Source organism: Jannaschia helgolandensis (assembly GCF_900109285.1).
In the GTDB taxonomy this organism is placed as follows: Bacteria; Pseudomonadota; Alphaproteobacteria; order Rhodobacterales; family Rhodobacteraceae; genus Jannaschia; species Jannaschia helgolandensis.
Genome location: NZ_FNZQ01000005.1, coordinates 190395 through 214696, shown reverse-complemented (window position 1 = coordinate 214696; position 24302 = coordinate 190395). Strand labels below are relative to the sequence as shown.

Annotated in this window: 30 protein-coding genes; 3 read left to right on the top strand and 27 right to left on the bottom strand. The window is 68.0% G+C overall.

The window, feature by feature from the left end:
* Positions 1–49: 49 nt before the first annotated feature.
* Genes BMY38_RS13720 through BMY38_RS13710 form a run of 3 tightly spaced genes read right to left on the bottom strand, consistent with a single transcriptional unit; the run spans position 50 to position 1875 of the window.
* Complete coding sequence (locus BMY38_RS13720; RefSeq protein WP_092763738.1) at positions 50–487, bottom strand: phage-derived protein YdaY family protein; 438 nt, start codon at positions 485–487, stop codon at positions 50–52.
* 2 nt (positions 488–489) lie between these two features.
* Positions 490–1431: a phage tail tube protein gene (locus BMY38_RS13715; protein ID WP_092763736.1), complete on the bottom strand. Its 942-nt coding sequence runs from the start codon at positions 1429–1431 to the stop codon at positions 490–492.
* A 24-nt stretch (positions 1432–1455) separates the two neighbouring features.
* Positions 1456–1875, bottom strand: coding sequence for an acyl-CoA transferase (locus BMY38_RS13710; RefSeq protein ID WP_092763734.1), 420 nt, complete (start codon positions 1873–1875; stop codon positions 1456–1458).
* Positions 1876–1984: 109 nt separating this feature from the next.
* Between BMY38_RS13710 and BMY38_RS13705 the strand changes: the two genes are divergently transcribed.
* Positions 1985–2986: a hypothetical protein gene (locus BMY38_RS13705; protein ID WP_092763732.1), complete on the top strand. Its 1002-nt coding sequence runs from the start codon at positions 1985–1987 to the stop codon at positions 2984–2986.
* Between the two features lie 22 nt (positions 2987–3008).
* Here the strand turns inward: BMY38_RS13705 and BMY38_RS13700 are convergent, their stop codons facing one another.
* The 8 genes from BMY38_RS13700 to BMY38_RS13665 form a co-directional block, all read right to left on the bottom strand.
* Positions 3009–3644, bottom strand: a complete 636-nt coding sequence (locus BMY38_RS13700) for a DUF6441 family protein (RefSeq protein WP_092763730.1) — start codon at positions 3642–3644, stop codon at positions 3009–3011.
* Positions 3641–3952 carry a head-tail joining protein gene (locus BMY38_RS13695; protein WP_092763728.1) on the bottom strand — a complete coding sequence of 104 codons (312 nt, stop codon included), beginning with the start codon at positions 3950–3952 and terminating at the stop codon, positions 3641–3643. The genes BMY38_RS13700 and BMY38_RS13695 overlap by 4 nt, the downstream gene beginning before the upstream one ends.
* Positions 3952–4287 carry a DUF2190 family protein gene (locus BMY38_RS13690; RefSeq protein WP_092763726.1) on the bottom strand — a complete coding sequence of 112 codons (336 nt, stop codon included), beginning with the start codon at positions 4285–4287 and terminating at the stop codon, positions 3952–3954. Before BMY38_RS13690 ends, BMY38_RS13695 begins: the two co-directional genes overlap by 1 nt.
* 77 nt (positions 4288–4364) lie before the next feature.
* Entirely contained in the window at positions 4365–6428 is a 2064-nt protein-coding gene (locus BMY38_RS13685; protein WP_092763724.1) for a prohead protease/major capsid protein fusion protein, read from the bottom strand.
* 5 nt (positions 6429–6433) lie between these two features.
* Positions 6434–8002 (bottom strand): phage portal protein, encoded by a 1569-nt coding sequence (locus tag BMY38_RS13680; RefSeq protein ID WP_092763722.1) that lies wholly within the window; start codon positions 8000–8002, stop codon positions 6434–6436.
* Positions 8002–8211, bottom strand: coding sequence for a phage head-tail joining protein (locus BMY38_RS13675; RefSeq protein WP_092763720.1), 210 nt, complete (start codon positions 8209–8211; stop codon positions 8002–8004). The genes BMY38_RS13680 and BMY38_RS13675 overlap by 1 nt, the downstream gene beginning before the upstream one ends.
* A complete protein-coding gene (locus BMY38_RS13670; protein ID WP_092763718.1) occupies positions 8211–10217 on the bottom strand; it encodes a phage terminase large subunit family protein in 2007 nt (668 codons plus the stop codon). Before BMY38_RS13670 ends, BMY38_RS13675 begins: the two co-directional genes overlap by 1 nt.
* Entirely contained in the window at positions 10165–10761 is a 597-nt protein-coding gene (locus tag BMY38_RS13665; RefSeq protein WP_092763716.1) for a hypothetical protein, read from the bottom strand. The genes BMY38_RS13670 and BMY38_RS13665 overlap by 53 nt, the downstream gene beginning before the upstream one ends.
* 111 nt (positions 10762–10872) lie before the next feature.
* Between BMY38_RS13665 and BMY38_RS13660 the strand changes: the two genes are divergently transcribed.
* Positions 10873–11097 carry a hypothetical protein gene (locus BMY38_RS13660; RefSeq protein ID WP_092763713.1) on the top strand — a complete coding sequence of 75 codons (225 nt, stop codon included), beginning with the start codon at positions 10873–10875 and terminating at the stop codon, positions 11095–11097.
* A gap of 90 nt (positions 11098–11187) precedes the next feature.
* Positions 11188–11760: a DUF3489 domain-containing protein gene (locus BMY38_RS13655; RefSeq protein ID WP_092763711.1), complete on the top strand. Its 573-nt coding sequence runs from the start codon at positions 11188–11190 to the stop codon at positions 11758–11760.
* A gap of 53 nt (positions 11761–11813) precedes the next feature.
* On the opposite strand, the gene BMY38_RS13650 is transcribed toward BMY38_RS13655, so the two are convergent.
* The 16 genes from BMY38_RS13650 to BMY38_RS13575 form a co-directional block, all read right to left on the bottom strand.
* Positions 11814–12038 carry a DUF7220 family protein gene (locus BMY38_RS13650; RefSeq protein ID WP_092763709.1) on the bottom strand — a complete coding sequence of 75 codons (225 nt, stop codon included), beginning with the start codon at positions 12036–12038 and terminating at the stop codon, positions 11814–11816.
* 9 nt (positions 12039–12047) lie between these two features.
* A complete protein-coding gene (locus tag BMY38_RS13645; RefSeq protein WP_092763707.1) occupies positions 12048–13145 on the bottom strand; it encodes a DNA cytosine methyltransferase in 1098 nt (365 codons plus the stop codon).
* A 1-nt stretch (position 13146) separates the two neighbouring features.
* Positions 13147–14523, bottom strand: coding sequence for a site-specific DNA-methyltransferase (locus BMY38_RS13640; RefSeq protein WP_092763705.1), 1377 nt, complete (start codon positions 14521–14523; stop codon positions 13147–13149).
* Between the two features lie 460 nt (positions 14524–14983).
* Positions 14984–15412 (bottom strand): DUF6362 family protein, encoded by a 429-nt coding sequence (locus BMY38_RS13635; protein ID WP_092763703.1) that lies wholly within the window; start codon positions 15410–15412, stop codon positions 14984–14986.
* Positions 15405–15605, bottom strand: coding sequence for a hypothetical protein (locus BMY38_RS13630; protein WP_018303645.1), 201 nt, complete (start codon positions 15603–15605; stop codon positions 15405–15407). The genes BMY38_RS13635 and BMY38_RS13630 overlap by 8 nt, the downstream gene beginning before the upstream one ends.
* On the bottom strand, positions 15602–16141 hold the full coding sequence (locus BMY38_RS13625; RefSeq protein ID WP_245737616.1) for a crossover junction endodeoxyribonuclease RuvC: 540 nt from the start codon (positions 16139–16141) through the stop codon (positions 15602–15604). The genes BMY38_RS13630 and BMY38_RS13625 overlap by 4 nt, the downstream gene beginning before the upstream one ends.
* A 340-nt stretch (positions 16142–16481) precedes the next feature.
* The gene (locus BMY38_RS13620) at positions 16482–18803 is read right to left on the bottom strand and encodes an AAA family ATPase (RefSeq protein ID WP_245737615.1); all 2322 of its coding nucleotides are present in this window, start codon (positions 18801–18803) and stop codon (positions 16482–16484) included.
* A complete protein-coding gene (locus BMY38_RS13615; protein ID WP_092763699.1) occupies positions 18800–19570 on the bottom strand; it encodes a hypothetical protein in 771 nt (256 codons plus the stop codon). Before BMY38_RS13615 ends, BMY38_RS13620 begins: the two co-directional genes overlap by 4 nt.
* Positions 19567–19773: a DUF6511 domain-containing protein gene (locus BMY38_RS13610; RefSeq protein WP_045683641.1), complete on the bottom strand. Its 207-nt coding sequence runs from the start codon at positions 19771–19773 to the stop codon at positions 19567–19569. Before BMY38_RS13610 ends, BMY38_RS13615 begins: the two co-directional genes overlap by 4 nt.
* Positions 19766–19984 (bottom strand): hypothetical protein, encoded by a 219-nt coding sequence (locus BMY38_RS13605; RefSeq protein WP_092763697.1) that lies wholly within the window; start codon positions 19982–19984, stop codon positions 19766–19768. Before BMY38_RS13605 ends, BMY38_RS13610 begins: the two co-directional genes overlap by 8 nt.
* Positions 19981–21669: a DEAD/DEAH box helicase gene (locus tag BMY38_RS13600; protein ID WP_092763694.1), complete on the bottom strand. Its 1689-nt coding sequence runs from the start codon at positions 21667–21669 to the stop codon at positions 19981–19983. Before BMY38_RS13600 ends, BMY38_RS13605 begins: the two co-directional genes overlap by 4 nt.
* Positions 21670–21682: 13 nt before the next feature.
* A complete protein-coding gene (locus BMY38_RS13595) occupies positions 21683–22306 on the bottom strand; it encodes a hypothetical protein (protein WP_092763692.1) in 624 nt (207 codons plus the stop codon).
* A gap of 17 nt (positions 22307–22323) precedes the next feature.
* Positions 22324–23211, bottom strand: coding sequence for an ATP-binding protein (locus BMY38_RS13590; protein WP_092763690.1), 888 nt, complete (start codon positions 23209–23211; stop codon positions 22324–22326).
* Positions 23211–23507 carry a hypothetical protein gene (locus BMY38_RS13585; protein ID WP_092763688.1) on the bottom strand — a complete coding sequence of 99 codons (297 nt, stop codon included), beginning with the start codon at positions 23505–23507 and terminating at the stop codon, positions 23211–23213. The genes BMY38_RS13590 and BMY38_RS13585 overlap by 1 nt, the downstream gene beginning before the upstream one ends.
* On the bottom strand, positions 23504–23992 hold the full coding sequence (locus BMY38_RS13580) for a hypothetical protein (protein WP_092763686.1): 489 nt from the start codon (positions 23990–23992) through the stop codon (positions 23504–23506). Before BMY38_RS13580 ends, BMY38_RS13585 begins: the two co-directional genes overlap by 4 nt.
* 10 nt (positions 23993–24002) lie before the next feature.
* Positions 24003–24212: a helix-turn-helix transcriptional regulator gene (locus tag BMY38_RS13575; protein ID WP_092763684.1), complete on the bottom strand. Its 210-nt coding sequence runs from the start codon at positions 24210–24212 to the stop codon at positions 24003–24005.
* Between the last annotated feature and the right edge of the window lie 90 nt (positions 24213–24302).

Here is a 24302-nt window from a genome sequence, read left to right as displayed (position 1 = left end):
CGGCCGACAAGGTCCCAGACCTGCCAACCCTCTGGCGTTTCCGGACGGTTCAGCCGCGCCGGGCAGTCCGGGCAGGCTTGCGCGCAGGCTTCGCAGTATCGCTCGCCCCCGCCGAAGGACCATTCGGCGAGAGCGCGGAGACGTTTTTTTCCTGTTCCAGCAGCAAGCCCTTGGAGACGTAGGTCAGCTGGAACGCCTCGAAGATTGGCCAGACATCTAGCAGCGCGTCGATGGCCTCGGGGCTCGGGTCGATGGGATTGCCGTCGGCATCGCCGATGCCCTCCCACGCGAGCACCGCGCGGCGCGCCAGTGCCTTGGCGAAGGCGACCGCGCGCTCCTCGTCGGAAGCCTCCTCGGGCACCGCCTCGACGGCCGGGTCGCTGCGCGCCGCCACCATCAGCGCCGTGGTCAGGGGGCGGAGCTGCACCCGGACGCCGGGCGCGAGGTCGTGCCAGCGCGGCGCGTTGGTCAGGTCGAGCGTCAGCATTCTCAATACACCTCGATGTCATTGATCAGGGTTGCCGTGCACATCCGGCCGACGACGCTGTCGCGCGCCGCCTGCCAGTCGAAGGTGGCCTGCACGCCCTGCGGCCCGGCGATCTCGATGCGCGGGCGCGGCAGGTAGACGGCGTGCACGGTGAAGGTGAAGCTCTCGCCCGAGGGCAGGACGTAGGCGAATTCCATCTCGCAGGCTTCGCCGTTGATCGCCTGCGTCACCAGCGTCTGGTCGGCGAAGCGCACCTCGATCCGCCCGGTGAGCGCCGCGATGGACGGGTCCGCCCCGTCGATGCGGCCGTCGCTGCGGATGGTCTCGATCCGGTCGAGGTTGTTGGCATAGGTGATCTCGGCCGAGACCACATTGCCGAGGGCGGTGCCGTTGCGCGTTATAGACCCGTTGAAATGGCCGAACCGCTTCAGTTCCAGTTCGGCGGGTGTTCCGGCGCTCGTGGTCGTGCCCACCGTCTCGCCCTGCGCGACCAGCCGCGCGGTGGCAGTCAGCAGGCCCGAGCGCTGCATCTGCCAGGTGATCTGGTCGAGCACGCAGCCGGAATACATGGCGTAGCGCGGCACCTCCGGCATGCCGGTCTCGATCGACATGCTGGGCAGCGTCCAGGACCCGGACTGGAACTCGTGGCTGTAGGGGGCCTCGACGCCCGTGGTCGTGGGCGCGCCGAAGGCCGCCTTCAGCCAGAAGCCGAAAGCCTCGGCGTCGAGCGGCAAGACGACATCGCCATCGGCGGTCACCGCGTCCTTGATCGGCGCCAGTGGATCGCGGCCGTAGCCGAGCAGCTCCGAGTTCAGCAGCGGCTGCTCCGCGCCGAGCGAGGTGCTGGCGAAGGGCATGCGGGTGAAGCCGCTGGCGGGCGGCGTTCCGTAGGTCGTCTCGAACGCAAGCGCCATCAGCGCCCGCGCCCCCTGGGCTCGTGCCATGTTCGTCTCCTCGGGTTGTCGGAATCAGCCGAGCGGGTCGGCCGTGGAATAGTGCAGCACCACCGGAATGACGGCAGCCTTCAGGCTCGCCGCGCCCTCGACCGGCAGGTCCACAGGGCGCGGCGCTTCCGCCTCGACCCAGTCGCAGAGGCCGCCCAGCGTTCGGTCGGCGGCAAGCGCTGCGCCGATGCTGGCGGTAAGAGTGTCGAAGGCGGCGTCACGGTCGGAACCCTGCACGACCGCCTCGATCTCGGCCCGGTGCTGGTAGTGGTAGCGCAGGGGCGAGAGCGTGACCTCCGGCTCGCCCGGCTCGCCATCGCGCAGGATCAGCAGTCCCTCGGCCGGAACGCGCTCGGGCAGCACCTCGCCCCGCAGCGCGGTGGCGGGAAGCGCCGAGAGCCGCGCGTGCAGCGCGGCGAGGATGGTTTCGCGGGGGGTGGGCATCGGGCTCCGTTACTCTTGCTCAAGAATTGTTTCGCACCCTATGGTGAGCTTGATGTCGAAAGCGACCTACCGAGCCCCATCAGCGTCGCCGAATTTAGAAGAGAAGCCGATGAAATCAGAAGAATACCCAAAATTGTCGCGGCTGATGGAGAACGACGAACTCTGGCATCATGTAAAGGATTTTGACACTCTTCTTGATCGGTCGAAGGCTCGGCTTCCACTTGACGAGGGCGGAAACGAAACGGTTAAGGTCGCACACCTCCTACACGAACTAGCATATGCTCATTTTTTTTCGACGCTGGTTTTCCGCTTCAAAACACGGGAGATTGCGCGCGGAATTTTCGATGCGGAAACTCAGTGCAACCTTGTTGTTCTGTTCAATCTAGCGCGCGCGTTTATGGAGCACACAGCGTCGTTGGCGTTCCAGAATCAAGCCCTCGAGAAAGCTGTTTCCGACATCGAGACAAAGCAGGTTTTTGACCAGGTTGATCGCACTATTCGCAAACATCGCAAGATCGTAGACCGGTTGTATTATGGAGGAGAAAGTGGACCAAAGGATGCCAAGCGGCTTCACACAAACGACTTGCTCGAAGCGCTGGCCAAGGTAGATGAACGTGCAGCCAGTGACTATGCAACCCTGTGCGAGTTTGTACATCCGAACTACGGAAGCAACCTTCTAGTCTCAAGTGGCGAACTCTCATCCGGGTCCATAGGGATCCCATCAGAATCATTGACCAAGGAGTTGTCCTTGGCACGCGAAGCAATCGAGCGTTGCGCCGCACTCGACTGGAATCTGGTGGTCAGCGGCACTCGCCATCTCTCGAAGATCGACAACTGGATAACGATAGCTAGCGAAAACGGAGCAAAGCTATCGCAATTGTTTTCTGTCCGGGTGGGTCACTCGGGTGATGGAAAATCCAAAGATACGGCGATCTTCTTCAAAAAGGCACGCACCCACAACGAGGCAATACAGGCATTCTATAGATACCTTGAGCAGCAAGGCATTGAGCTTCATGAACGTCGCCTTGCTGGTGTCGAGGAAGGCTACATTTTTGATATAGTGCTGACGGACAGAGGTCCATTGTGGGTAAAATACCGGATGGGAGTATAGGCCTCGAAAGTGTACTTCGAGTCTACGTGGATAGCTTCCGATCTACCCAATTCGCCACGATCAGCCCCGGCACGCTGTCCAGCGCCCGGTCTGCATCCCGCGCGAGGTCCAGCCGCTTCGGCAACTTGACCTGCGGCACCAGCAGGAAGATCGGCGCGGTGACCTTTCCGCGCCCGGTCTTCGAGCGCGACACCACCGCCTGACCCTTCGTGTTCAGCCGCCCCTCCGCCACCAGCAGGCTCGGGCCCATCCGGCGATAGACGAAGCGCAGGCGCAGCCCGCGTCGGCGCTCCCATTCGCCGGGAGTGATCCGGCCGCCCCGCAGGGATTTGCCAGCTGCGGGCAGCGGGATCGCCAGCCAGAACCCATCTTTCGAGCGGATCAGCGGGCCGGTATCGTGCGCGCCGACGATGACCGGAGCCTTCGACCAGACCAGCGCCGCCGCGTCCAGGCTCTCGCCCGACCTCGGGAAGTTCTGGCTCCGGATCGAATTGGCGAGCCGTGTGCCGAGCCCCGCGCCGGTGATCTGCAATCGCCAAGCCGACTTCAACCCGGTCCCGGCCTCGCGCATGGCTGCGGTCACGGCGCGTTCCCCCGCCGCCACCTCGGCCGCCATCATCGCGACGATGTCGGGATCGATGTCGAGCTTCAGTTTCACGCGGGCCTCAGATCCACGGTCCAGACCAGCCGCTCGCGGTCGCGGACGGGCTCTCCCTGGATGAGGAAGGCGTCGCCATCGATCTCGATCCGGTCGCCGGGACGCGGGTTCGGCACCTCGGCGACGCGCAGGTCGATCCGGGTGGTTTCCGACCAGAGCCGCGCATCGCCGAAGTCGGTGACCGCGTCGGCGCGCCGGGCGACGGCGCGCACCAGAACGGGCGCGCCGCCGTCGGCGATATAGACCGCGTCCCGGCCGATGTTTGGATCGGCGAAGAGCGCGCTCATGGCGGCGGCGAAGGCGCTCATCAGAACGCCGCGTTCAGGCGCACCCGGCCGATGGTGTCGCCCGCGCCGCTCGCCACGGCCTCGACGGCCACGCCGATGAGCGTGTTGTCGGTCGCGACCGTCGTGCAGCGCTTGTTGGTGTCGTCCCAATAGACCTTGGCGCCGACGGTCCAGGCCTGCGAGCCGACCTTGGTGATGTCGAAGACGCCGACGAGCGCGGTCTCGACGGGCTCGCCGAGGGCGGCCGCTCCGGCGGCGATGCCGAAGATCGAGCCGACGAGCAGGCCATCGCCGGAGGCGACGGCATAGGGCGCGGTCAGGGTGATGGTGTTGCCGGGCTGGACGAAGTTTTTCATGACGGGGATCCTCGTGGAAAGACGAAGGGCGGCCCGTCAGGACCGCCCGTGTGTCAGGGTTCAGCATGGGGTGCGGGTTATGCGCCCGGGTTCTTGTAGAGGCCGCGCCAGTCGATGGCCTTGGCGCCGAAGTCGAGGCGGCACTTGATCTCGACGCCGTCGACATCGAAGCCGTTGCGGGTCTCGATGTAGGCGCCCTGCTGGCCCTCGAGATAAGCGTACTCGATGGTGTCGATCTGGTTCGGACTGGCCGCCAGATACCAGGCGGTCTCGCTCGCGGCGTCGAGGCGGGGCTCGCTGATCGGCGCGAGGGTGCGGATCGACTGCGGCACGACGCTGGACGTCGCGGCGGGCACGAGGTTCTGGGCGACCAGCTGCTCGGCCTTCAGCTCCAGCGAGGCGGGCACGATCAGGAAGGCGGGACGGACGTTCAGCACCGTCTTCTTGTCGAGGCCCGTCTGCTTGGCCATGGCGGCGCGGGCCGCGCCGACACTGCCGACATCGAGCGCCGCGCCGGTGCCCGCGAGGTTCTTGTGGGTGGTGTGGAAGAGCGCGTTGCCGTCGGCCATGGCCGGGTTGGCGGTGATGATGCCCCAGACCACGTCGCTCTCCAGCTGCGCGATCGAGTTGCCGTACATCGCAGGGATCCGGGTGAAGGCGTCGAGATCGTCGTTGATCAGCGTCTGGCGGGTGATCGCGACGACCCGGCCGTAGGTCTTGACCTTGTAGCTCTCCTTGCTCTCGCCGAGCGTGCCGCGCTTGAACTCGCCGCTCTCGCCGACCTCCAGCAGCTGGGGCGCTTCGCCGAGCTGGACACGGTGCATCGCCTTGAAGTCGGTGGCCAGCACCTGACGGCAGAACAGCATGAAGGTGCGGGGATAGGTCTCGTAGGCTTGCCGCAGGGTCTTGTTGGTCACGGCTGACAGGATTTCCGGGAAGTCGGAGGTGGAATGCAGCGCGCGCGTCGCCACCTCGTCGCGCGACAGGCCCCGCGTGTTGACCCCGGCATTGCCGAGGCTTTCGCGGGCGAGTTCCAGCAGGGTCATGCCGCGATACTGGCGGGCGGCGTCTTCCAGCTGGAACAGCGTCGGGCTGTAGCGGTGCAGCAGCGCGTTCGCCACCGCGTCGCGGCGGGTGATGCGCTCGTCCCGGCCGCCGAGCGGGACGGAGACATGGGGGAAGGTCCGGGTCTCGTCCGACTTCGCGGCGACCTGGTCGAGGATCAGGCGGCGGGATTCGTCGACGCTGACGCCGCGCTTGACCAGGTCCTCGGCGAAGCCGCGCTCGAGGTTCAGCCGCCCGGCCAGATCGTAGATGGTCGAGACGCGGTCGCGCTCGGCCTCGCGGGCGCGGGTGGCGACCGCTTCGGTGTCGGGCGCAGCGGGGGCATCCGTGTTTTGAAGCCTCGGCTGGGTGCGGGTTTCCACTGCGGCGACCTTCGGTTCGGGCGCAGCCGCTTTCGGCTCGGTCATGGGGGTGTCCTCGGTTTCGACCGGCGCGGTCGGCTGGGTGGTGGCGGGGGTTGCGGCGTCGCTCGCCGGGGTCTGGGTCTTGTCCGTCATCGGGGATGCTCCTTGCGGTGTGGGGGCGTCCCGGCGGTGAAGGACGCAATCGTGAAGGGGATGCTGGGCGCGGAAGCCCGCGGCGGGATCGGCGCCGACCGCGACGGCGGAGACCTCGAACGGGGTCCAGTCCACCGCCCGCCAGAGTTCGCGCGCGGCCTCGGGTTTCGAGACCTCGAAGCGGTGGACCTGGTAGCCGATGGAGACCGCCCGGATGTGCCCGGCCTGGATGTCGCGCCAGATCGGTTCGACATCGGCGCGCTCGCTGATCCGCACCAGCGCGATGCCGCGTCCGTTCTCGATCCGCGCCGAGCCCGGCACGACCGAGCCGATCACCGCGTCGAGCGTGTCGAGCTCGTGCACCTTCAGGAACGGCGCGCCCGCATTCAGCCGGTCGAGCCGGACATGGGCTGGATCGAGGCTCAGTTCCTCGTCATAGGGCTCGCCGAAGAAAGTGGCGCGGCGGACCCGCGCGCCTGCCGACCAGACCACCTCGACGGTGCGCGTGTCGGCATCGGCCGTGTTCGGCGCAAGCTCCGCCGACCGGCGCATGGCCGGCAGTTCGATCATCGTGTCCATGAAGGTCAGTCCTGTTGGTCGGCCTGCGCCGGGTCATTGTCCGCTTCGGCGGCCGGGTCGTCGGTGTCCTGTTCGTCGGCGGCTGGATCGGTCACCGGATCGCTGGCCCCGTCTTTGGATTGTGCGCTGCCGGTCTTGGTGACGCGGCGCGGATCGCTGTCGAGCACCAGCCCCAGCGCGTCGAGCTTGGCGTTGGTCGCGGCGATCTCGGCCAGCACGGCGTCGGGGTTGCGGCCCTGCCGGGCGATCACTTCGGCCAGCGTCATGGTGCCGGAGCGGATCGACAGCAGGTTCGCCATCGCGTCCTTCTGCGGATCGACCGCCTCGAACTTCGGCGGCGACCATTCGACCGGCACGCTCGGCGACGGGATCTGCCCCGCCGCCCATGCCGCTTCCGTGAACCACCGCCAGACCGGGGCGCAAAACATCGGGATGAAGAGCTGCCACTGCACGGCGTCGATCTGGCGGCGGAACTCCACGAGACCCGCCCGGATCGAGGAATAGTTGACCTGGCTGAGATCGCCGGTGAGCAGCTCGTAGGGCACCCGGAACCCGGCCGAGATGGTGTGCAGGCTCGCGCGCTTGTATTCACCGTATCCGCCGGTTGCCGATGGCTGGTTGAAGCGGATGTCCTTGCCGCCACGGGCATAGGCGATCAGCCCCGGCTCGAACTGCTCCACCCGGTTGCCGTCAGCATCGACCACGGAGGGCGCGATGCCCTGTTGCGCCTCGTCGTCGCCGAAGACGATGGCGGTGACGCAAGCCTCGGTCTTCTTGCGGACCAGTTCGGCCACCTCGTAGTCGTCGAGATCGCGCAAGCTGCGGATCACCGGCGCGCCCCAGGGAACGCCGCGCGCCTGCGTGCGCTGCTTCTCGTAGACATGGGCGATCTCGGTCGCCGGGACCGGGCGGCTCTGCAACCCGTTCTGCAAGGCGCCATAGGCGTCACCCGGGTGCTCGGTATGCAGCCAGTAGGCCCGACGCTTGCCCACCGGGTCGAACTCGATCCCCTGCACCAGCCGCCCCGCGCCGATGGCGCCGGATTTCGTGGCGTCGAGGAAGTCGGCCTCCAGCACCTGCAATTGCAGCGGGACCGGCAGGCCATCGCTCGCGCGCCGCAGGCGGCGGCGCACCAGCACCTCGCCCGCCTCGACCATCTCGCGGCAGATCAGCGTTTGCAGCCCGTAGAAGTCGAGCTGGCCGTCGGCGTCGCACTCCGCCGTCCAGCGTTCGAACAGCGCGTCGACCTTCCGGTCCAGCTTGTCGTCGCCGCTGGCGGCGCGCGGCATGATGCCCGCGCCGATGATGTTGTTGACCAGCACCGCCACGGCCTTGGCCGCATGCGGGTTGTTGCGCACCAGATCGCGCATCCGGTCGCGCAAGAGCGCCCCTGCCACGCCGATCTCGGTATCGGCCGAGGATCCCGGCGCGCGCCATCCCTCAGTCCGCCGCCCGCGCGCCGCGCCGTCATAGCCCCGCGTCAGGGTCTCGAAGGCCTGACGCGCCATCACGCGACGTGCGGCGATACGCGGCGCCACCGATGCGATGGCGTGATCGAACCACGTCGCCGACATCAGCGATCTCCGCGCGAGAAGCCCGCCAGCCCCGCGACTGGCAACGGCCGCGTGGTCCCCACGATGGCGCGCTCGATGGTGCGGATTCGGGCCAGCAGATCCTCGGCCGAGCCGTAGTCGACGGACTTGCCGTCGTAGCTGACCCGGGTCGTGCCGCTGGCGTATGCGCGGCGCAGCGCCGAGAGCTCGGTTTCCGTCCAGTCGGTCATCAGAACCATCCTCCACGCCGCCCGAGCCAGTCGGAGCGGCGCTTGCCCTGCGGGGCCTGTCCCGGCCGGTTGATCTGTCCGGCGGGATCGGTGTCGGTGGGGGCCGCCCCGAGCTGATCCTCGAGGTCGCGCCATTTCTCGTCGGGCCAGCGATCCGCGCCGGCGATCCAGGCGGCGGCGCGGGCGTAGACCCGGCAGTCCAGCGCCTCGTTGCGTTCACGCAGCTTCTGCCATTCCAGCCGGGCGAAGCCGCGCTTCGTGCGCACCGTCACCAGCTGCTCGGCCACGAACTGCTTCAGCCATTCGTTCTCGACCCAGTGCGGCAGATGCACCGAGCCGGGCGGGAATGCCGCCCCGTCGGCCAGCTCCTCCTCGGTCGGGCGCGCCAGCCGCAGGAAGCGGTAGGTCTCGGCCTTGAAGGTCGACACCGCCACGGTCCAGAGCCGCGCACCGCGCCGCAGGCGTTTGCCGCCCTCGGTCGCGTCCACGAAGGTCGGCCCCGACACCGGGCTCGAGCGGTTGAACCCCTCGACGCCCTTGACCGGCGCCACCTGCGCGAAGCCCTGCGCCCGCGACCAGGAATAGACCGCCGGGGCCTCGTAGCCGGTGTCGATGGCGAGCCGCGCGATCCTGAGATGCGCACCGCGTTCGTGCGGCCAGGTTCTATCCAGCAGCGCGGTCAGCTCCGACCATGCGTCGTGCCGGTCGGGCCCGCCCTCGATGACGACATGATCGACGAGCCAGGACTCAAGTCCGCGGCCCCAGGCCCAGACGTCGACCTCGATCCGGTCCTTCTGCACATCGGCCCCGGCCGTCAGGAACAGCCCGCCCGCAGGCACCATGCCGGACGTCCAGCGCTCGCGCCGGTCGTAGAGCCGCTGCCAGTCGGGGGCCTCCCCGGTCTCGACCCATGTCTCGCCGAGAATGGTATTGCGGAACGCCTTGATCGCTTCGTCCGAACCCTGCGCCGCGTCCCATGCCCGCACGATCCGCTCCCAGCTCAGCCAGCCGATCGGCGAGCAAAGCGCCGAGAGGTGATAGCCGACTGTCGTCGGATCGGCGGAGGTCGCCGTCGCGCGCCATTCGCCGCCCTCCAGCATCGCCGTCTTGTGGTGTTCCGCGATTGCCGCGTCGCAGCCCTCGCAATGGTATTCCGCCGTCTCCGGACGGCCCTTCTGCCAGCGCAGCCGGTCGAACTTCAGCCACTGCATCGCGCCGCAATGCGGACACGGCACGAAGAACCGACGCTGGTCGCTGGCCTCGTACTCGCGCTCGATGCGCGACAGTCCCCGGATGGTGGGCGTCGAGACAAGCAGCACCTTGCGCCGGTGCGCAAAGGTCAACGAGCGCGCCTCCGCCAGCGTGACCGGGTCGCCTTCCTCATCGGCAGAGGCCGGATAGGCGTCGACCTCGTCGAGGAAGATGTAGCGCGCCGGGGTGGAGCGCAGCCCGACCGCCGAGTTCGCGCCGGTCATGATCAGGATGCCGCCCGCGAACTCCTTGGACAGCATCGTGTTGCCCGCGTCGCGCGAGCGCGCGGGCTTCACCCGCTCGCGCAGCTCCGGGCTCTCGTCGATCAGCGGGTCGATCCGCTGGCGCGAGTTGCGCTTGGCCAGTTCTACGGTCGGCTGGACCGCCAGCATCGGGCCCGGGGCCTGGTGGATGGCGAACCCGATCCAGTTGTTGCCGGCCTCGGTCGCGCCGACCTGTGCGGCCTTCATGAAGACCACCCGCTGCGTGGGATCGCCGGGGCTCAGCCGGTCCATGATCTCGCGCATGTAGGGCGTGCGCACCGTGCGGTATCGCCCGGGTTCGGCCGAGGCGCGGCCCGAGAGCATCCGGTGGCGGTCCGCCCATTCCGAGACGGTCAGGTCCGGGTCGGGCCGCAACCCGTTGCCCCAGGCGCGCAGGATCTCGCCCGCGCCGTCGAAGTCCGTCAGGTCATTGCCGCTCTCACCGGAAGTCGGGCCGGACCTCGGCGAGTTCGTCGAGGTGGGCGCGTACATGTCTCTCCAGCACCTTCTGCATCGCGGCTGGCTCCACGGTGATCTGCTGGCCCGTCGCGTCGCGGCACGAGGCCGAGAGTTCGGCCGCCATCAGCGCCGCTGCGCGCGCGGGCCAGTTCACCCATGCGTCCCGTTCCTCCCGCGCCAGCCGGAACACCAGCGCCAGCGCGCGGGCCCGCTCGATCAACTCCCCCTTCAGCTTCTGGAGCCGGATGCGCCGCTCCTGAGCCTTCAGCACCTCGTTCGCGGTCTTCGCCTGCAGAAAGGTGGTGCCGCCGCCGACGGCGGGCACGGCCAGACCCTGTTCGCGCAGCGTGTCGCCGACGGCTGTCACTGCCGCCTCGGGGACAGGCTTCAGCTTCGGCGCTGGTGCCTTCCTCGTCTTCGACGGGTCCGTCGTCTCGGCCCGTCTGGCGTCGCTGGCGGCCGCGTTGATGCTGCCGTCGGGATAGAGCACCAGACGCTCGGCGGTCTTCGCCTTCTGGATCGCACCCCGCGACAGCCCGACATGCGCGGCGTATTGGCGCTCGCTCATGCCCTGCATCGACGGCTCCGATTATCATTCAGAATCATGTGCTTATCGAGTTGATAAGCGCGCCGTAGAGAGCGAACGTCACTCCAACAAAGCGATGCAACTCACCAAGGAGCCACCACGATGACCACCCGCGCACAAGACAACACGAAAGCCCTCGACGCCTTCATCGCCGCCAAGTCCGAGATCGACGCGATGCTGGAACGGCTCGCCGCCCTCAGCGCGGACCATTTCGAGACCAGCCCCGACGAGATCAACTGGGGCCATGTCGGCACCCTGAACCACTACAGCGCCAAGCTGCGCGAGATCACCGACATGGCCTTCGGCGAAGGCGAACACGCCGAGTAAGACGACCCGCTCCCGGTCCCGCCCGCCGACTGGCGGGCTTGGCCTCGTAGAAGGGCCCGCATTCCGCGCGCCCCGATACGGGAGACGACGATGACCAAGCTTTCCGACACCCAAGCCCTGATCCTGAGCGCCGCCGCACAGCGGCCCGAGCGCATTGCCCTGCCGCTGCCCGAGAGCCTGCGCGGCGGCGCCGCCGCCAAGGTGGTCGGCGCGATGCTCGCCAAGGGCTTCCTCGAGGAGGTCGACGCCAACCTGCGCAAGGGCGAGCCCATGTGGCGCGAGAGCGGGGACGGCCACGGCGTCACGCTGGTCGCCACCGACGCGGGCCTCGCCGCCATCGGCATCGAGCCCGAGGACGCGAACCCCGCACCTGCGGGCGCGACCGACGCACCGACCGAGCAGTCTGCGCCGGAGGCCGCCACCGGCACCGAGACCGCGCCCAAGGCGCACACACCGCGCGAGGGCACGAAACAGGCCACGCTGATCACCATGCTGCGCGCGCCGGACGGCGCGACCATCGAGGAGATCATGGCCGCGACGGGCTGGCAGTCGCACACGGTGCGCGGCGCGATGGCCGGGGCGCTGAAGAAGAAGCTCGGGCTCGAGGTGACCTCGGAGAAGGTCGAGGATCGGGGGCGCGTGTATAAACTCCCCGCCGCCTGACGCACTGGACCCCGACAAGCTGATGGCCGCCGTCCCTCCGGGGCGGCGGTCGATCATTTGGCGCTCCGCATCCGGATCGCCTCGAATAGTCGTCGCAGAGCGAACGACCGCGCGATGCTCACCACAGTGAAGACCGCGCCCATCTTCAGGTTCTGCGCCAGCGTCGTGTGCAGGCCGAAGATCGGAAAGATCAGGATCTGGGTGACTACCGCGACGCCGTAGCCGACGATCACGTTGGCAACGGACTCGACCAGCGACATGAGGCGGGATTGCTTCATGCCACCACCTCATCCATCGGCCAGCAGTTCAGCCGCGAGAGTTCGCAGCGCATGCGCCGCAACCAGTGGGACCACGCCGTTGCCACAGAGCCGAAGCCGGTCCACCCGGTGGGCCAGCCCATCAGCGCCTCGACGAACAGCGGGTTCAAGGTCCGGGGCGTGTCGCAGGTACCGCTCCCAGCCCTCGGCGTCACCAGGACCTGGCGGCCAAGCAGCCCGTTCACAGGCGTGTTCGCCAAGCTCGTGGCCCCGTCCTTGTGATCCCGCGCCGTCGGTGTCATCCACATCCCCGCCGAATGTGTCAGGTCGGCCGACCGGCGGTTCCCGGCGCTCGGCTTGCACCCATCGTTCGCCATCGGCGTCGGCCAGAGCGCGGCCGTCGTCGCGAGGTTCATGCCGTGCTGGCCTGCTGCCTGCGAGGGCGTCGGCTTCGTCTGCCGGTTCTCGTTGGCGCTCGCCCTCGGCGTCGGCCACAGCCGCAGCAATTCCGTCCGGTTTCCGCCACTCGACCGGGTGCCAGAGCAGGCGCGCGGGGTCGGCCAGGTCGTCACCCTCGCGGATGGCAAGGATGAACAGCCGCTCGCGCCGATGGGGCGCACCGACTTCCGCCGCCGTGAAGAGGCCTGCCGCAAGCTTGTAGCCCATGCCGACCAGTCCGCTGGCGACTTTGGGGAAGCCGAGGCGGAGATGATGGGCGACATTCTCAAGGAAGACGAAGGACGGCTCGATCTCGCCGATGATCCGGGCGACGTGCGGCCAGAGGTGGCGCGGGTCGTCCGCGCCCCGGCGCTTGCCCGCGACGGAGAACGGTTGGCACGGATAGCCCGCAGTGACGATGTCCACCGCGCCGCGCCACGGTCGGCCGTCAAAGGTGGCAACATCGTCCCAGACAACAGCCTGATCCAGGGACGCGTCTTCCATCCGCGCCACGAGAGTGGCTGCGGCGAAGGTCTCCCGTTCGACATGGCCCACAGTACGATATCCGGGGATGGCGATGGTAAGCCCGAGATCGAGCCCGCCCGCGCCAGAGCAGAGGGAGAGGCCGAACAGACATGCGTCTCCGGCTCCGGAAGCGCGTCCGGAGGAAGGTAAAGCCAGGTCATGCATGTCACGCGGCGGTCTTGCGCTTTCGCGCGGGTTCGGGGGCAGCGTCCGGGTCCGGCGCGTCGGCCGGGGCTTCGGCATCGTCGCCCAGCCGCTCGGTTCTCACTTGCGCAAATGTCCGGCCATCGCCGTCGAGGATTGCGTCGCGGCCGGTCTCGGCCTGCCAGCGCTCCACGGCGACATCGACATAGGCCGGGCTGATCTCCATCGCGAAGACGCGGCGGCCGTTGGCTTCGCCCGCCATGATCTGCGAGCCGGAGCCGGAGAACGGCTCGTAGCAGAGGCCGCCCCGCGCCACATGCTGGCGCATCGGGATCCCGAAGGCGTCGAGCGGTTTCGGCGTCGGGTGGTCGGGCCGCTCGTCCTTCGCGAAGGACGGCATCTCCCACGTCGAGGGCAACGTTTGCTCGGCGACCTTCGGCGGGCGGTTCGGGCGGCGCCAGCCCATGAAGCAGGGCTCGTGCTTCCACAGGTAATGCGACCGCGTCAGGACGCCGCGATCCTTCACCCAGATGATCTGCTGATGGACGAAGGCCCCGGCCTTTTCCCAGCAGGCCTCCAGCATCGCCTGGCGGCGCGAAGCATGCCAGCAGTACCAGGCCGCATCCTCGGCAATGGCCTCGGCCACGGCCGCAGCGATGAACCCGTCGTAGAGCTCCGCACCCTGCGAACTGTCGTCCCAGGTCGTGCCGTAGGACGCGGACCAGTCCTTGTTCCGCGTCGGGTGGTTCGATCCGTCGTAGTCGACGAGATACGGCGGGTCGGTCGCGAACAGGATCGCCCGCTCGCCATTCATCAGCCGGCGCACATCGGTCGCGCTGGTGCTGTCGCCGCAGAGCAGCCGGTGGTCGCCGAGGACCCACAGGTCACCGGTGCGCGACGCCGGATTGCGCGGCGGTTCGGGGATGGTCACCGGCGGCACGGAGCCCCCGGCGCCACCTTCTTCACCGTCCCCCTCCGGCACGAAGGCCAGCAGCTTGTCGAGCTCGCCGTCGGAGAAGCCGACCAGCGACAGGTCGAAATCCTCGGCCAGCAGATCGTTCAGTTCGGCCGACAGCAGCGCCTCGTCCCATGTGCCGAGCTCGGTCAGCTTGTTGTCCGCGATGCGGTACGCCCGCCGCTGCGCCTCGGTCAGATGCCCGAGCACGATCACCGGCGCTTCTGTCAGCCCCAGCTGCGTCGCCGCCAGAACCCGACCATGGCCCGCGATCAGTTCGCCGTCCTCGCCGACGAGGCAGGGCACGGTCCAGCCGAACTCGGCCATGCTCGCGGCGATCTTCGCCACCTGGTCCGCACCATGCGCCTTCGCGTTCTTCGCGTAGGGCTGGAGGCGCGACAGCGGCCACATCTCGATCGTGTCCGGAGCGAAGCTGAGCGTCATGGTGGGCAAGGTTCCTCGGTCGGGTGGATACCGGTGGCTTCCGGACTCCCGATGCCGGGCCGGACTCCAAGCGGGGTCCAGCGGCTACCAGCGGTGTCCGGTCGGAAGGTCAGCGTTCATTGGTGTTTGCGCAGGGCGCGAGTGGCTCTGGCTTCCGGGTGGCTTCCCAAAAATCCAGCCCTGTCGCTGGCGATGTCCCGCGCTTCGCCCGCCAGCATACGAATGTCGCCAAGAAGGAACCGCGAACTCGGCCGAGGGGGCTTGGCAGGGACGGACAGCGGCCCGAAAGGAAAGGATCAGCGCCTTTCCTTTTCCAACGGACCTGCCAACGAAAGGATGGTTTCGTTCGGGATCGCGCCGTGCGCGCCTCTCCCGAGCTTATCCCGAACCTAGCCCGCGAACCGGTTTTCTGTCCCGTCGAAAACTGTCCGCCGCACACCTTACCCTGTGGTGCGCACGGTTACGCGCCACCGGCAAGCTCGATCACCTTCCGCTTCGACAGGCTGCGATTGAACCGACGCCGGTTGAGCCTCAGCGAGATGACGCAGAGCCCGTAGAGCCAGTGCTGGTGGGCGGCCGAGCGCTGCAGACCGACCGTCCAGCAGATGGTCTTCCACCGCTCGCCATGGGCGCGCATCCAGACGATCTTGCCGTCGACTGGGTCGAGGCAGGCGGTCCAGGTCAGCGTCTCCTCCATCCGGCTGATCGCCTGCGGCGAGGGCAGCACGCGCATGGGCTTCGGCTCCTGGCCTACCTTGTCGGCGAAGGAGTGGACGATCTCGGGCCATGTGCTGAAGTAGCCCTGCCGTCGCGGCTCGGGCAGGCGCTTCAGCACGAGGGCCGCTTCGGCAAGACGGGCCTCGACGAGGGACGGGGTCCACTTATCCATGGCGCGCCTCCCTGTCGGACGGGCGCGGGCCGTAGAGCTTCTCGCCCAGCTGGCGGACCAGTTCACGCTCGGGCCAGGTGAGGCGGTCGTCATCGGCGGAGACCGCGAGGACGCCCTGTTCGTGCCAGCCCTCGCGCTTGACCTGCTCGGGATCCCGGCGCCGACCGCCGTAGCCGTGGGGATGCCATCTCATGCGACACCTCCCTTCGTCTCGATCGCCCAGAGCAGGATGGCGATGGCGTCGGCCTCGTTGTCGTCGGCGGGGCTGAATCCGCAGGCGCGGACGGCGGCGACCATCGCGGCCTTGTCGGCGTTGCCCTTGCCAGCGGCATGACGCTTGATCGTGCCGACCGGGACGCCCTCGTAGGGCACGCCGCGCAGCTCGGCCCATGCGGTCAGCGTGGCCATGAGCCCGCCGTAGATGTGGCTCGCGTCGGTGCCCGCATGGCGGCGGACTTCCTCGAACCAGATGGCGGCGACAGGACCGGAGAGCCGGTCGATCTCGGTCAACCAGTTGGTGAAGCGCAGATAGCGCATGCCGCCGCCGTCGAAGCGGCCGGGGCGCAGCGAGATGGTGCCGCTGGTGATCAGGCCGTCATGGCCGCGGATCGCCCAGCCGGTCGAGGTGCCGAGGTCGAGCGCGAGGATGCAGCGGTTGCGGGGCGTGTCGAGCGGCAGCGATTCAAACCTTGCGCCGTCGCAATTCGGGATCAGAGTCGGCTGAGCCATGATGGGTCTCCTTTGCCGGTGGCCTGTGGTGGTGGAAGACGACGGCGGTCTGGTGCTTGGCGGTACGGGGCCGCCGTCGTCGGATCGGGAAGCACAACAGACCGTCACGGCGGCGCGCGCGGCTGACCCGGACGTATGGGAGGAGTGGCCAACCCTGTGGGGTGGCCCTCCCATACGTAGTATGGGGGTTTGACACCTAACTGTTCCGAGGCGTTCAAGTGGCTGAAATCATTGCGGAATAAGACTGCATGAAGTCTTCGGGCATGAGTTAGGGACCTGACTCTTATTTGCCCGCAACCCGTTGATTTCGTTGAGTGCACAGTTGGCGCTGTCATATGAGTCAGGCCTCACTCATATGAGTGAGGTCGTCCTCCAGCCCCTCCGGGTAGACCCAGACGGCGGGGTTTTCGACCTGCAGGCAGAGCCCGGACTGGGGGCATTTGAAGTGGCTGGGCAGGACCGGACGGGCGGTTGTGGTGACCTCGCCGGTGTCCGGATCGACATGCTCGACGGGCGCGCCGAACTGCATGCCCTCGACGCAGAGATAGCCGAACCGCGACCGGGTGATGGGGAAACCGAACCCCGAGGGGTCGCGCAGGAACTTCACGAAGCCCTTGGTCGCCAGCACGCTGAGCCGCTCGCGGATCGTGTGCTTGCTGCCCAGACCGCCCCGGTTCTCGAAGGTCTCCGCGAACTGCATCGCGGTATAGAGGCGCTCGCTCGCCGCCTCATCCAGCAGCATGCCGAGGATGACATCGTGCTTGCGCAGCCGCTCGGCATCGAGTTTGGCGCCGACCTCCTTGCGCACCAGACGCTCGTTCAGCGGGTTCAGCTCGACCCATTCGCCCTTCACCTTGTCGATGAGCTTGCCTGGCAGCGCGGGGCCGTTCCGCAGTTCGATCTCCAGCCTGCGGACGCTGCTGTCCTCAGCAGGCCGGTGCATGAGCAGCCCCGAGGTGTAGAAGCCGCGCAGCGCGCTGGCGCCGGAGAGCGCGAGGAAGGGATCGTCCTTGACCTGATGCTTGCTGGCCTTGCGGGTGTGGTGGGCGAGGATGACGCCCGCGTCCGGATTGACCGCCTCGCGGAGAAGCTCCACCCGGTCCTTCAGGAAGAACATCATGGCGGTGTTGTCGTTCTCGCCGCCCCCTTCGGGGCCGCCATCGAAGAGGTTGCGGATCGGGTCGATGACGATGATGTCGGGCGGCACGTCGGAAAACGCGGCCCGGATCGCCTCGGCCACGCGGGCGACGCCCTCCGCGTCGAGCAGCAGCTTCAGCTTCGGCGTGGCGATGAAGGTGTCGCGCGCGGCTGCGATGACGGCGGCGGGCAGCGCGATCTGCTGCATGCGCTCGCGCAGATAGTGATACTGGATCTCGGCCTGCAGGTAGAACACGCGCAGCGGCCGGGGCGGCGTGAAGCCGAGGAACGGCACGCCCGCCGCCATGTGCACGAGCCAGGAGATCAGGAAGTCACTCTTGCCGACCTTGGGCGCGCCGCCCAGCACGAGAAGCCCGCCAGGTGTCAGCACGCGGGGTCCGATGATGTCCTCCGGCATCGGACTGGTGTCGTCGAGGAGCGCGCCGAGGCTGAATGTCGGCAGCGGGCTGGCCGGGGCACCCGCGTTGGCCGCGCGCAGGAGCGGCGGACCGTTGCGCTTCACATGCAGCTCCCAGAGCCGTTCGGACTCGGCCTGCAGCCGATCGAGCGGCCAGGATGGGCGCAGCATGGCGGCGTTGTAGCCGCAGATCGCCTCCCAGCTCGCGAAGGGATCGAGGCGGCCCTCGTGGACGAGGCGTACGTAGTGGCCGATGGCGGCGCTGGCCCCCTGGAAGCGGGACCAGTCGTCCACCGCGCCTTCGCGCACCGGCGTGGTGAGCACCGCGTCGATGCCGGGCTTCGATGCTGGTGTGGCAACGTCGCTGGCGAAGCCTACGCCTGGCAGCGGCGGCATCTCGGCGACCTTTTCGGCGAAATCCGCAAGGTCGACCTCGACGTCGCGATGCTCGCGGATCTGCACGAGACGTTGATGGCCGTGCTTGTGATAGACCGTGCCAGGCACCCGGATCGGCTGGTGCGCCGAGCGGAAATGCGTGTCGCCGCCGACCTTCACCGCGATCTCGCCCCGCAGGCGACAGAGGGTGACCAGGTCGTCGCCCTCGGCGGGCTCGGTCAGTTTCCACCAGACATGGAGCTTCGCGGCGCCCTCTGGCGTGCGCCCGCCGCTTTCGATGATCAGCGTCGGCGTTCCGATGTGGCGGGTGACATGGTCCAGCTTGGCCGGGATGTCGCCCGCGTCGAGATCGACGACGATGGCCTGCATCTGCAGCACGTCAGCGGCGCGGGCTTGGCCCTGTTCCTCGACCGTGCCGGGGATGACATAGACCGCCGCCCCCTCGCGGTTCGCCCACGCGGCGAAGGTCGCGAGTTTCCCCGGCGCGGTGTCGTCGGCGGGGATCCAGATGTTGTGCGGCTTGCCGTCCCGGCCCTGACCCTTGTCGACGAAGCCGCGGAGCGGGATCAGCCCCTCGCACCAGCTGAACACGGTGTCTAGGAAGATGGCGATCTGCTCGGGGTCGGGGTCGCAGCCGAATGGGTTCTCGGACGGCGGCCCATCGTTGAAGTCCATCCACGGGTTGAAATGCAGGATGCCGTCGTCGCTCATGCCGACAGCCTCCAGCAGCGCTCGGACCACGGGCAGAAACGGCACTCGAAGAAATCGGGCGAGGTGGCGATGCGCGGCAGCAACTCGCCCGCGTCGGTCGCCTGCAGGATCCGCACGCCTCGGTCAGACATGCGCTGCGCGAGCTCGGCGTCGAAGGGCACCAGCTCATGGTGAAGCTCGGCCGTGTCCTTGTTGATCGCGGTGAACACGGCGGGCGCGGCCGAGATGCCGGGGACCGTCCCTTCCATGTAGGCCTGATAGAGCGCGATCTGGGCGGCGTAGACCGGCTTCGACTTCGTGACGCCGTCCTTCACGCAGGCGCGCCAGTTCTTCGCGTTCATCGTCTTGCATTCCCAGAGAGCGGGAACGGCCAGCTCGAAGCCTTCGGGCCCCGCGGCGATGATGCCGTCGACATGACCGCGGATGCGCCCACCCGCGACGGAGAACCCGAACTGGCCGCCATCTGGCCGGTTGCCCTTGCGCGTGTAGAGGTCGAAGCCCGCGCCGCGCAGCCAGGCGACGGCCAGATCCTCGAGCGCATGGCCGATGGCGAAGATGCGCAGCGACTGGCCGCTGAAGTCCTGGCCCTCGTCCTTCGGCGTCGCCGTGAACTCGAACTGCAGCGCCAGCTCGCAGGCATGGCCGAGACGCGAGCCGCCGAGGTAGTCGCGGGGCGGCCGCGTCGCCTGATCGGCGGTCAGCGCCCGATCGACCGCGGCATTGACCCGCTCTGCGAAACTCGGCCGGTGATTGTAATCGAGGATCAAAACGGCACCTCCGGCGTCTGCGCCCGGGCGATGTCGGACATGGCCTCGCGGAAGCCCTCGACGGCCTCCTCGATCAGTGCGCGCACCTGCGCCTCGGTCAGATCCGCGAGCGGTGTGGCCCAGCCGATCTCGTCCATCAGCAGCGCCACGCGCTTCATGGTGGCGGTGATCGCGGCGCGCTCTTCCTCGGTCAGGTCAACCATGGCGAAACGCTCCCGCGCCAAGCGCGTCCAGAAGGACTGGCAGGGCATCGAGCAGAACCAGACCGATGGCCGGGGCTGCTTCGACCGGTGCGGATCGAACCAGCCAAAACCACGGGTGGGTTGCCGGCAGACAGCACAGAGCGTTCCACGCGGATGCCAGAGCCGCCGCCGGTCCGCGGCCGTGATGGGGGTGGATGTGGACATGGGTCATGCCGCCCTCCGTTCGGGCCGGGCGGCCGTGTCGATCAGCTGTCGGATGGCGCGCTTGTTGAAGCCGAAGGTCATCAGCGCCGAGGCGCGGTAGCGCGTCAGGCCGAAGTCGTGGCGGCACTCGGGCGGCAGGTACTGCAGCTGCTTTTCGGTCGGCGGCTGGCGCAACCAGGAGCGGGTCTTGAAGGCGCTTTCGTCGGTCTCATGGGTGTTCAGCCAGTCGTCGGCCTGCGCGAGGCAGACGGTGCGCTCACCGACACCCAACAGGTGGGGGCGCTCGCCCTTCGCCCCGCCGATGGCGTACCAGACCCCGTCCAGCCAGAAGATGCCGCCCCAGGCCGCGAAGCCCGTGGCCATCAACGCGTCGTCCGTGCCGTAGAGGTCGACCCACGCGAAGCTGGACCGCTTCAGCAGGTCGATCTCGGTCATCATGAAGCCCGAGAGCGGCGCAGCACCGCCACCTTCACCGATCTCTTCGTCCTCCCGCGGGAACGCCTCGCCGCAGAGCGGGCATTCGGTGGCGGCCAGCGGGATCTCCGCCTTGCAGGCCGGACAGGTCTTGGTCGGCGCCTCGCCGGTTTCGGTCTTGCCGTCGAGATCGACGTCCTGCTCCAGCGTGCCGTGGATCAGGCTCGAGGTGCCGAAATCCAGCACGACGCAGTCGGTCTTCACGATGCCGGGGTGTTCCTCGGGGTCGACGGTGCGCAGGCCGCGGCCGACCATCTGGATCATGGTGGACTTGTAGGAACTGGGGCGCAGCAGCACGACGCAGGAGGTGGGCGGATGGTCCCAGCCCTCGGTCAGCACCGCCACGTTGACCACGACGCGGATGTCGCCCGCCGCGTAGTCGGCGAGGATCGCCTTGCGGGTCTCGGCCACCAGATCGCCGTGGATCAGCGCGGCGGAAACGTCCGCCGCCCTGAACGCCTCGGTGACGTGTTCGGCGTGGGCGACGGTGGAGCAGAACACCACGGTCTGCCGGTCGCCCGCCTTTTCCTTCCAGTGGCGGATCACCTCGTCGGTGACGGGGGCGCGGTCCATGATGCCCGCCACCTCCGCCATGTCGAAATCCGACATCGTCTTGCGGACCGAACGCAGCTCGTCCTGCACACCCACGTCGATGACGAAAGTGCGCGGCGGCACCAGGTGGCCCGAGGCGATCAACTCGCCCAGCCGGACCTGGTCGGCGACATTGTCGAAGACCTCGCGCAGACCCTTCCTGTCGCCCCGGTTCGGCGTCGCCGTGACCCCGAAGATGCGGGCGTCGGGATTGGCCTCGCGCACCCGGTCGATGATGCGGCGATAGCTGTCGGCGACCGCATGGTGCGCCTCGTCCACGACTAGCAGGTCGAGGCGCGGCATGTCGGCGAGGTTCGACGCCCGCGCCAGCGTCGGCACCATGGCGAAGGCGACCTGGCCGTCCCAGGATTTCTCCGTGGCGTCGATGACCGATGTGGCGACGCCCGGAACCACGCGCTGGAACTTGGCGCGGTTCTGCGCCGTCAGCTCGTCGCGATGCGCCAGCACGCAGGCCTTGGCCCCGTCGCCGATCATCTCGCCGGTGACCGCCGAGAGCATGATGGTCTTGCCCGCGCCGGTGGGCGCCACGCCCAGCGTGTTGCCGCGGGAAGCGAGCGCAGCCACACTGCGCTCGACGAAGGTCTTCTGGCGGGGGCGCAGGCGCATGGCCGGTCTCCCCTTACTGCGCCCAGCTCGGCCGACCGGCGGCGCCGGGGGCGGACGCAGGCTGGCCGGGCTGGGTGGCCGTGGGGGGCTGCTGCGGGGCATGGCCCTGCGCCGGGGCGGCGGCGAACTGCGGCGCGACCGTGCCCATCAGCGCGGCGTAGTCACGGTGATCGGGGGTGACGGCGGCGCGGATTTCGTTCTTGTCCTCGCCGTTGGTGTCGGTGCCGATGTCAATGCGGGCGACGAACTCGACCCCGTCGAGATCACCGAAGCCGTTGATGCGGCGGCGCGCCTGCGCTTCGGGCGAGTTGTCCTTGTCCGACACGCCGCGCGCCGAGTTGAGGATGCCGCGGATCAGGCCGCGCCCCATGTTGGCCCAGTCCGGGCCCTTGGGGCTGTAGAGGCCGATCAGCGACCAGACCTTGCGCCGGGCATAGGGTCCCTCGAGCACCGTGTATTCGGCGTCGAGATAGACGGCGCCGGTGGCGGCGCGGCGCGCCCAGCCGCCGGTCCAGCCTTGCGAGGGGTCGTCGAAGCCGCCAGGGCGGAGCGTCAGGCGCACCTTGGCGAGCGTGCCCTTCGGGATGACGTTGGTGTTGGATTGCGCAGAGTTGAAGTCGTTCCAGGAACCAGACATGACTGGGGTCTCCTATTTCAGTTGTTTTCAGAATGGGTGGGAGCACCGGTGGTCGGCGCGGTCGCGGCCGCAGGCGGGCTGCGATATGCCAGCCGCTCGGATGCGGGCTTCACGGGTCCGCGGATCTTCGCCATCAGTCGGCCGAGATGCGGCTCCTCGATCAGGTCAAGGCGGCCGGAGCGGTCCTTCGCGGGGAAGTTCCACGAATTGATCGTCTGGCAGACGAAGGCCCTGTACGGCGTGCCGGACTCGTCCTTGATCTCCGCCATCGTCAGGACTTCATCGACGATGCCCGGCAGTTCGAGGCCGGTCTTCGAGCCGTCGATCTGCGGCTGGAAAACGCGCCGATTGAAGTCGTCGAGCTTCTCGTCGAGGATCCCGACGAACCAGACGTTCTTCGCCCGCGTGTGTTGTAGATGGGTGAGCCACGCGACCATCTCGCGGCCGTGCAGGCCGTAGGCGCCGCGGACGTCGGGCTTGCCGGTCTTGTCCGAGAACGCCTCGGGCTGGCCGCGGCACCACTGGAAGCAGAGCCGCCCGGCCACGGTGATCGAGTCGATGAAAACGGTCTCGTATTTCCCGATCACCTCCGGATCGCCGTAGCGCCCGCAGACCTCGTCGAAATGCGCCTGGCTGTAAGGCTGGTCCTCGCGCAGCGCCGGGTTCGGTCCGCCGATGAACACCGCGAAGTCGCGGCACTCCTTCCATGTGCGGGGCCGGACGCTGTCGCCGGACCATCCCTCGATGGCAAGGTCGCCCGCTTCCAGATCGATGAACAACGTAGTGGCGGGGTCGAGCGTCCAGAGAAGACTGGTCTTGCCGATCCCGGACTTGCCGAAGATCGTACCCTTGATGCCGCGCGGCTCGGCGAGACGCTGATCGGCCGAAATGATCGGGAGAGCCATCACTTGCCTCCCTTCGCCGCGATCAGGGCATCGATCGCGATGTCCGCACCCAGCGCGCCGGCCTTGCGCCCCTCGTCGTGAAGGGTGCGCACGGCGTCGATTTCGCGGTAGAGCGCCGACGCCCGCTCGTTCAGCCCGATGAGGGCGAACGCCAGGTCGTCGATCGACGCCGTCCCGACCGGCTTGAGGGTATCGTCGCGACGTTCGCCAAGGGCTGGCACCCGGATCGTCTCGGGTAGCTTGTCCAGCCCGAAATGCTGCTCGCGGAGCACCGCGAGTTTCTTCGTGATGCTCATGACGTCACCTCGTTGGTCAGGGAAAGGCGGAAGCTGGGCCTGCCGGTGCGGACGGTGCGCGCGTCCTCGAAGGCGGAGCGGATGTGGCTCGGCCAGGCCGCGAACTTGCGTTCGGGCACCTTGATCGCGACGTCGACGTATTCGGCGGGGTCGTCGCCCTCGGCCCGGATGCGATCGACAAGGGCGGCGAGTTTGTCCTGGTCCCAGTCCACCCGCTTCGGCAGGTCGGCGATCACGGTGACCGTGCCATCGTCGAGGCGGATCGTGCCGGTGTCCTTGCCGGCGGCCTGGCGTGCCGCGTGGGCACGATCGCCGTACTTGAGCGCGACGGCACCATCGAGCCAGTCGCAGATCGTCTTGGCGCGACGCAGGGCATCGGCGGCCTCGTCCTGCAGGGGGGCGAGTTGCTCAGCGGGCATAGCGGCGATGTCGCCGACGGCCATGTGCCGGAGCTCATCGAGCGAGATGCGGTTGGAAATCGTCATCACCGCCCCCTCACGCCGCAGGCTTGGCAGGGGTGTCGGCGGTGCTCGCGCGGATCTGCTCGCGCTCGTACTCCTCGACGTCTTCGAGGCGGTACACGACCCGACCGCCGAGTTTGACGAAGCGCGGGCCTTCGCCCGTCCAGCGCCACCGCTCAAGCGTGCGGTGGCTGATGTTCCAGCGCGCAGCCAGGTCGATCTGGTTGAGATGTTTCGTAGCCATCTGTGTCTCCTTGGGTTCTTGTCGAAAACCTGCGGAGAGGATGGCTGCCGGGCGGGTAGGAGCCGGGGAGGAGCCAGGTAGGGCTCAAGG

Excerpts from the sequence above, each read along its gene's own strand:
- BMY38_RS13720 (WP_092763738.1), bottom strand. The coding sequence starts at position 487 with ATGCTGACGCTCGACCTGACCAACGCGCCGCGCTGGCACGACCTCGCG.
- BMY38_RS13715 (WP_092763736.1), bottom strand. The coding sequence starts at position 1,431 with ATGGCACGAGCCCAGGGGGCGCGGGCGCTGATGGCGCTTGCGTTCGAG.
- BMY38_RS13710 (WP_092763734.1), bottom strand. The coding sequence starts at position 1,875 with ATGCCCACCCCCCGCGAAACCATCCTCGCCGCGCTGCACGCGCGGCTC.
- BMY38_RS13705 (WP_092763732.1), top strand. The coding sequence starts at position 1,985 with ATGAAATCAGAAGAATACCCAAAATTGTCGCGGCTGATGGAGAACGAC.
- BMY38_RS13695 (WP_092763728.1), bottom strand. The coding sequence starts at position 3,952 with ATGAGCGCCTTCGCCGCCGCCATGAGCGCGCTCTTCGCCGATCCAAAC.
- BMY38_RS13690 (WP_092763726.1), bottom strand. The coding sequence starts at position 4,287 with ATGAAAAACTTCGTCCAGCCCGGCAACACCATCACCCTGACCGCGCCC.
- BMY38_RS13685 (WP_092763724.1), bottom strand. The coding sequence starts at position 6,428 with ATGGACACGATGATCGAACTGCCGGCCATGCGCCGGTCGGCGGAGCTT.
- BMY38_RS13680 (WP_092763722.1), bottom strand. The coding sequence starts at position 8,002 with ATGTCGGCGACGTGGTTCGATCACGCCATCGCATCGGTGGCGCCGCGT.
- BMY38_RS13675 (WP_092763720.1), bottom strand. The coding sequence starts at position 8,211 with ATGACCGACTGGACGGAAACCGAGCTCTCGGCGCTGCGCCGCGCATAC.
- BMY38_RS13670 (WP_092763718.1), bottom strand. The coding sequence starts at position 10,217 with ATGTACGCGCCCACCTCGACGAACTCGCCGAGGTCCGGCCCGACTTCC.
- BMY38_RS13665 (WP_092763716.1), bottom strand. The coding sequence starts at position 10,761 with ATGCAGGGCATGAGCGAGCGCCAATACGCCGCGCATGTCGGGCTGTCG.
- BMY38_RS13660 (WP_092763713.1), top strand. The coding sequence starts at position 10,873 with ATGACCACCCGCGCACAAGACAACACGAAAGCCCTCGACGCCTTCATC.
- BMY38_RS13655 (WP_092763711.1), top strand. The coding sequence starts at position 11,188 with ATGACCAAGCTTTCCGACACCCAAGCCCTGATCCTGAGCGCCGCCGCA.
- BMY38_RS13650 (WP_092763709.1), bottom strand. The coding sequence starts at position 12,038 with ATGAAGCAATCCCGCCTCATGTCGCTGGTCGAGTCCGTTGCCAACGTG.
- BMY38_RS13645 (WP_092763707.1), bottom strand. The coding sequence starts at position 13,145 with ATGCATGACCTGGCTTTACCTTCCTCCGGACGCGCTTCCGGAGCCGGA.
- BMY38_RS13640 (WP_092763705.1), bottom strand. The coding sequence starts at position 14,523 with ATGACGCTCAGCTTCGCTCCGGACACGATCGAGATGTGGCCGCTGTCG.
- BMY38_RS13635 (WP_092763703.1), bottom strand. The coding sequence starts at position 15,412 with ATGGATAAGTGGACCCCGTCCCTCGTCGAGGCCCGTCTTGCCGAAGCG.
- BMY38_RS13630 (WP_018303645.1), bottom strand. The coding sequence starts at position 15,605 with ATGAGATGGCATCCCCACGGCTACGGCGGTCGGCGCCGGGATCCCGAG.
- BMY38_RS13625 (WP_245737616.1), bottom strand. The coding sequence starts at position 16,141 with ATGGCTCAGCCGACTCTGATCCCGAATTGCGACGGCGCAAGGTTTGAA.
- BMY38_RS13620 (WP_245737615.1), bottom strand. The coding sequence starts at position 18,803 with ATGAGCGACGACGGCATCCTGCATTTCAACCCGTGGATGGACTTCAAC.
- BMY38_RS13610 (WP_045683641.1), bottom strand. The coding sequence starts at position 19,773 with ATGGTTGACCTGACCGAGGAAGAGCGCGCCGCGATCACCGCCACCATG.
- BMY38_RS13605 (WP_092763697.1), bottom strand. The coding sequence starts at position 19,984 with ATGACCCATGTCCACATCCACCCCCATCACGGCCGCGGACCGGCGGCG.
- BMY38_RS13600 (WP_092763694.1), bottom strand. The coding sequence starts at position 21,669 with ATGCGCCTGCGCCCCCGCCAGAAGACCTTCGTCGAGCGCAGTGTGGCT.
- BMY38_RS13595 (WP_092763692.1), bottom strand. The coding sequence starts at position 22,306 with ATGTCTGGTTCCTGGAACGACTTCAACTCTGCGCAATCCAACACCAAC.
- BMY38_RS13590 (WP_092763690.1), bottom strand. The coding sequence starts at position 23,211 with ATGGCTCTCCCGATCATTTCGGCCGATCAGCGTCTCGCCGAGCCGCGC.
- BMY38_RS13585 (WP_092763688.1), bottom strand. The coding sequence starts at position 23,507 with ATGAGCATCACGAAGAAACTCGCGGTGCTCCGCGAGCAGCATTTCGGG.
- BMY38_RS13580 (WP_092763686.1), bottom strand. The coding sequence starts at position 23,992 with ATGACGATTTCCAACCGCATCTCGCTCGATGAGCTCCGGCACATGGCC.
- BMY38_RS13575 (WP_092763684.1), bottom strand. The coding sequence starts at position 24,212 with ATGGCTACGAAACATCTCAACCAGATCGACCTGGCTGCGCGCTGGAAC.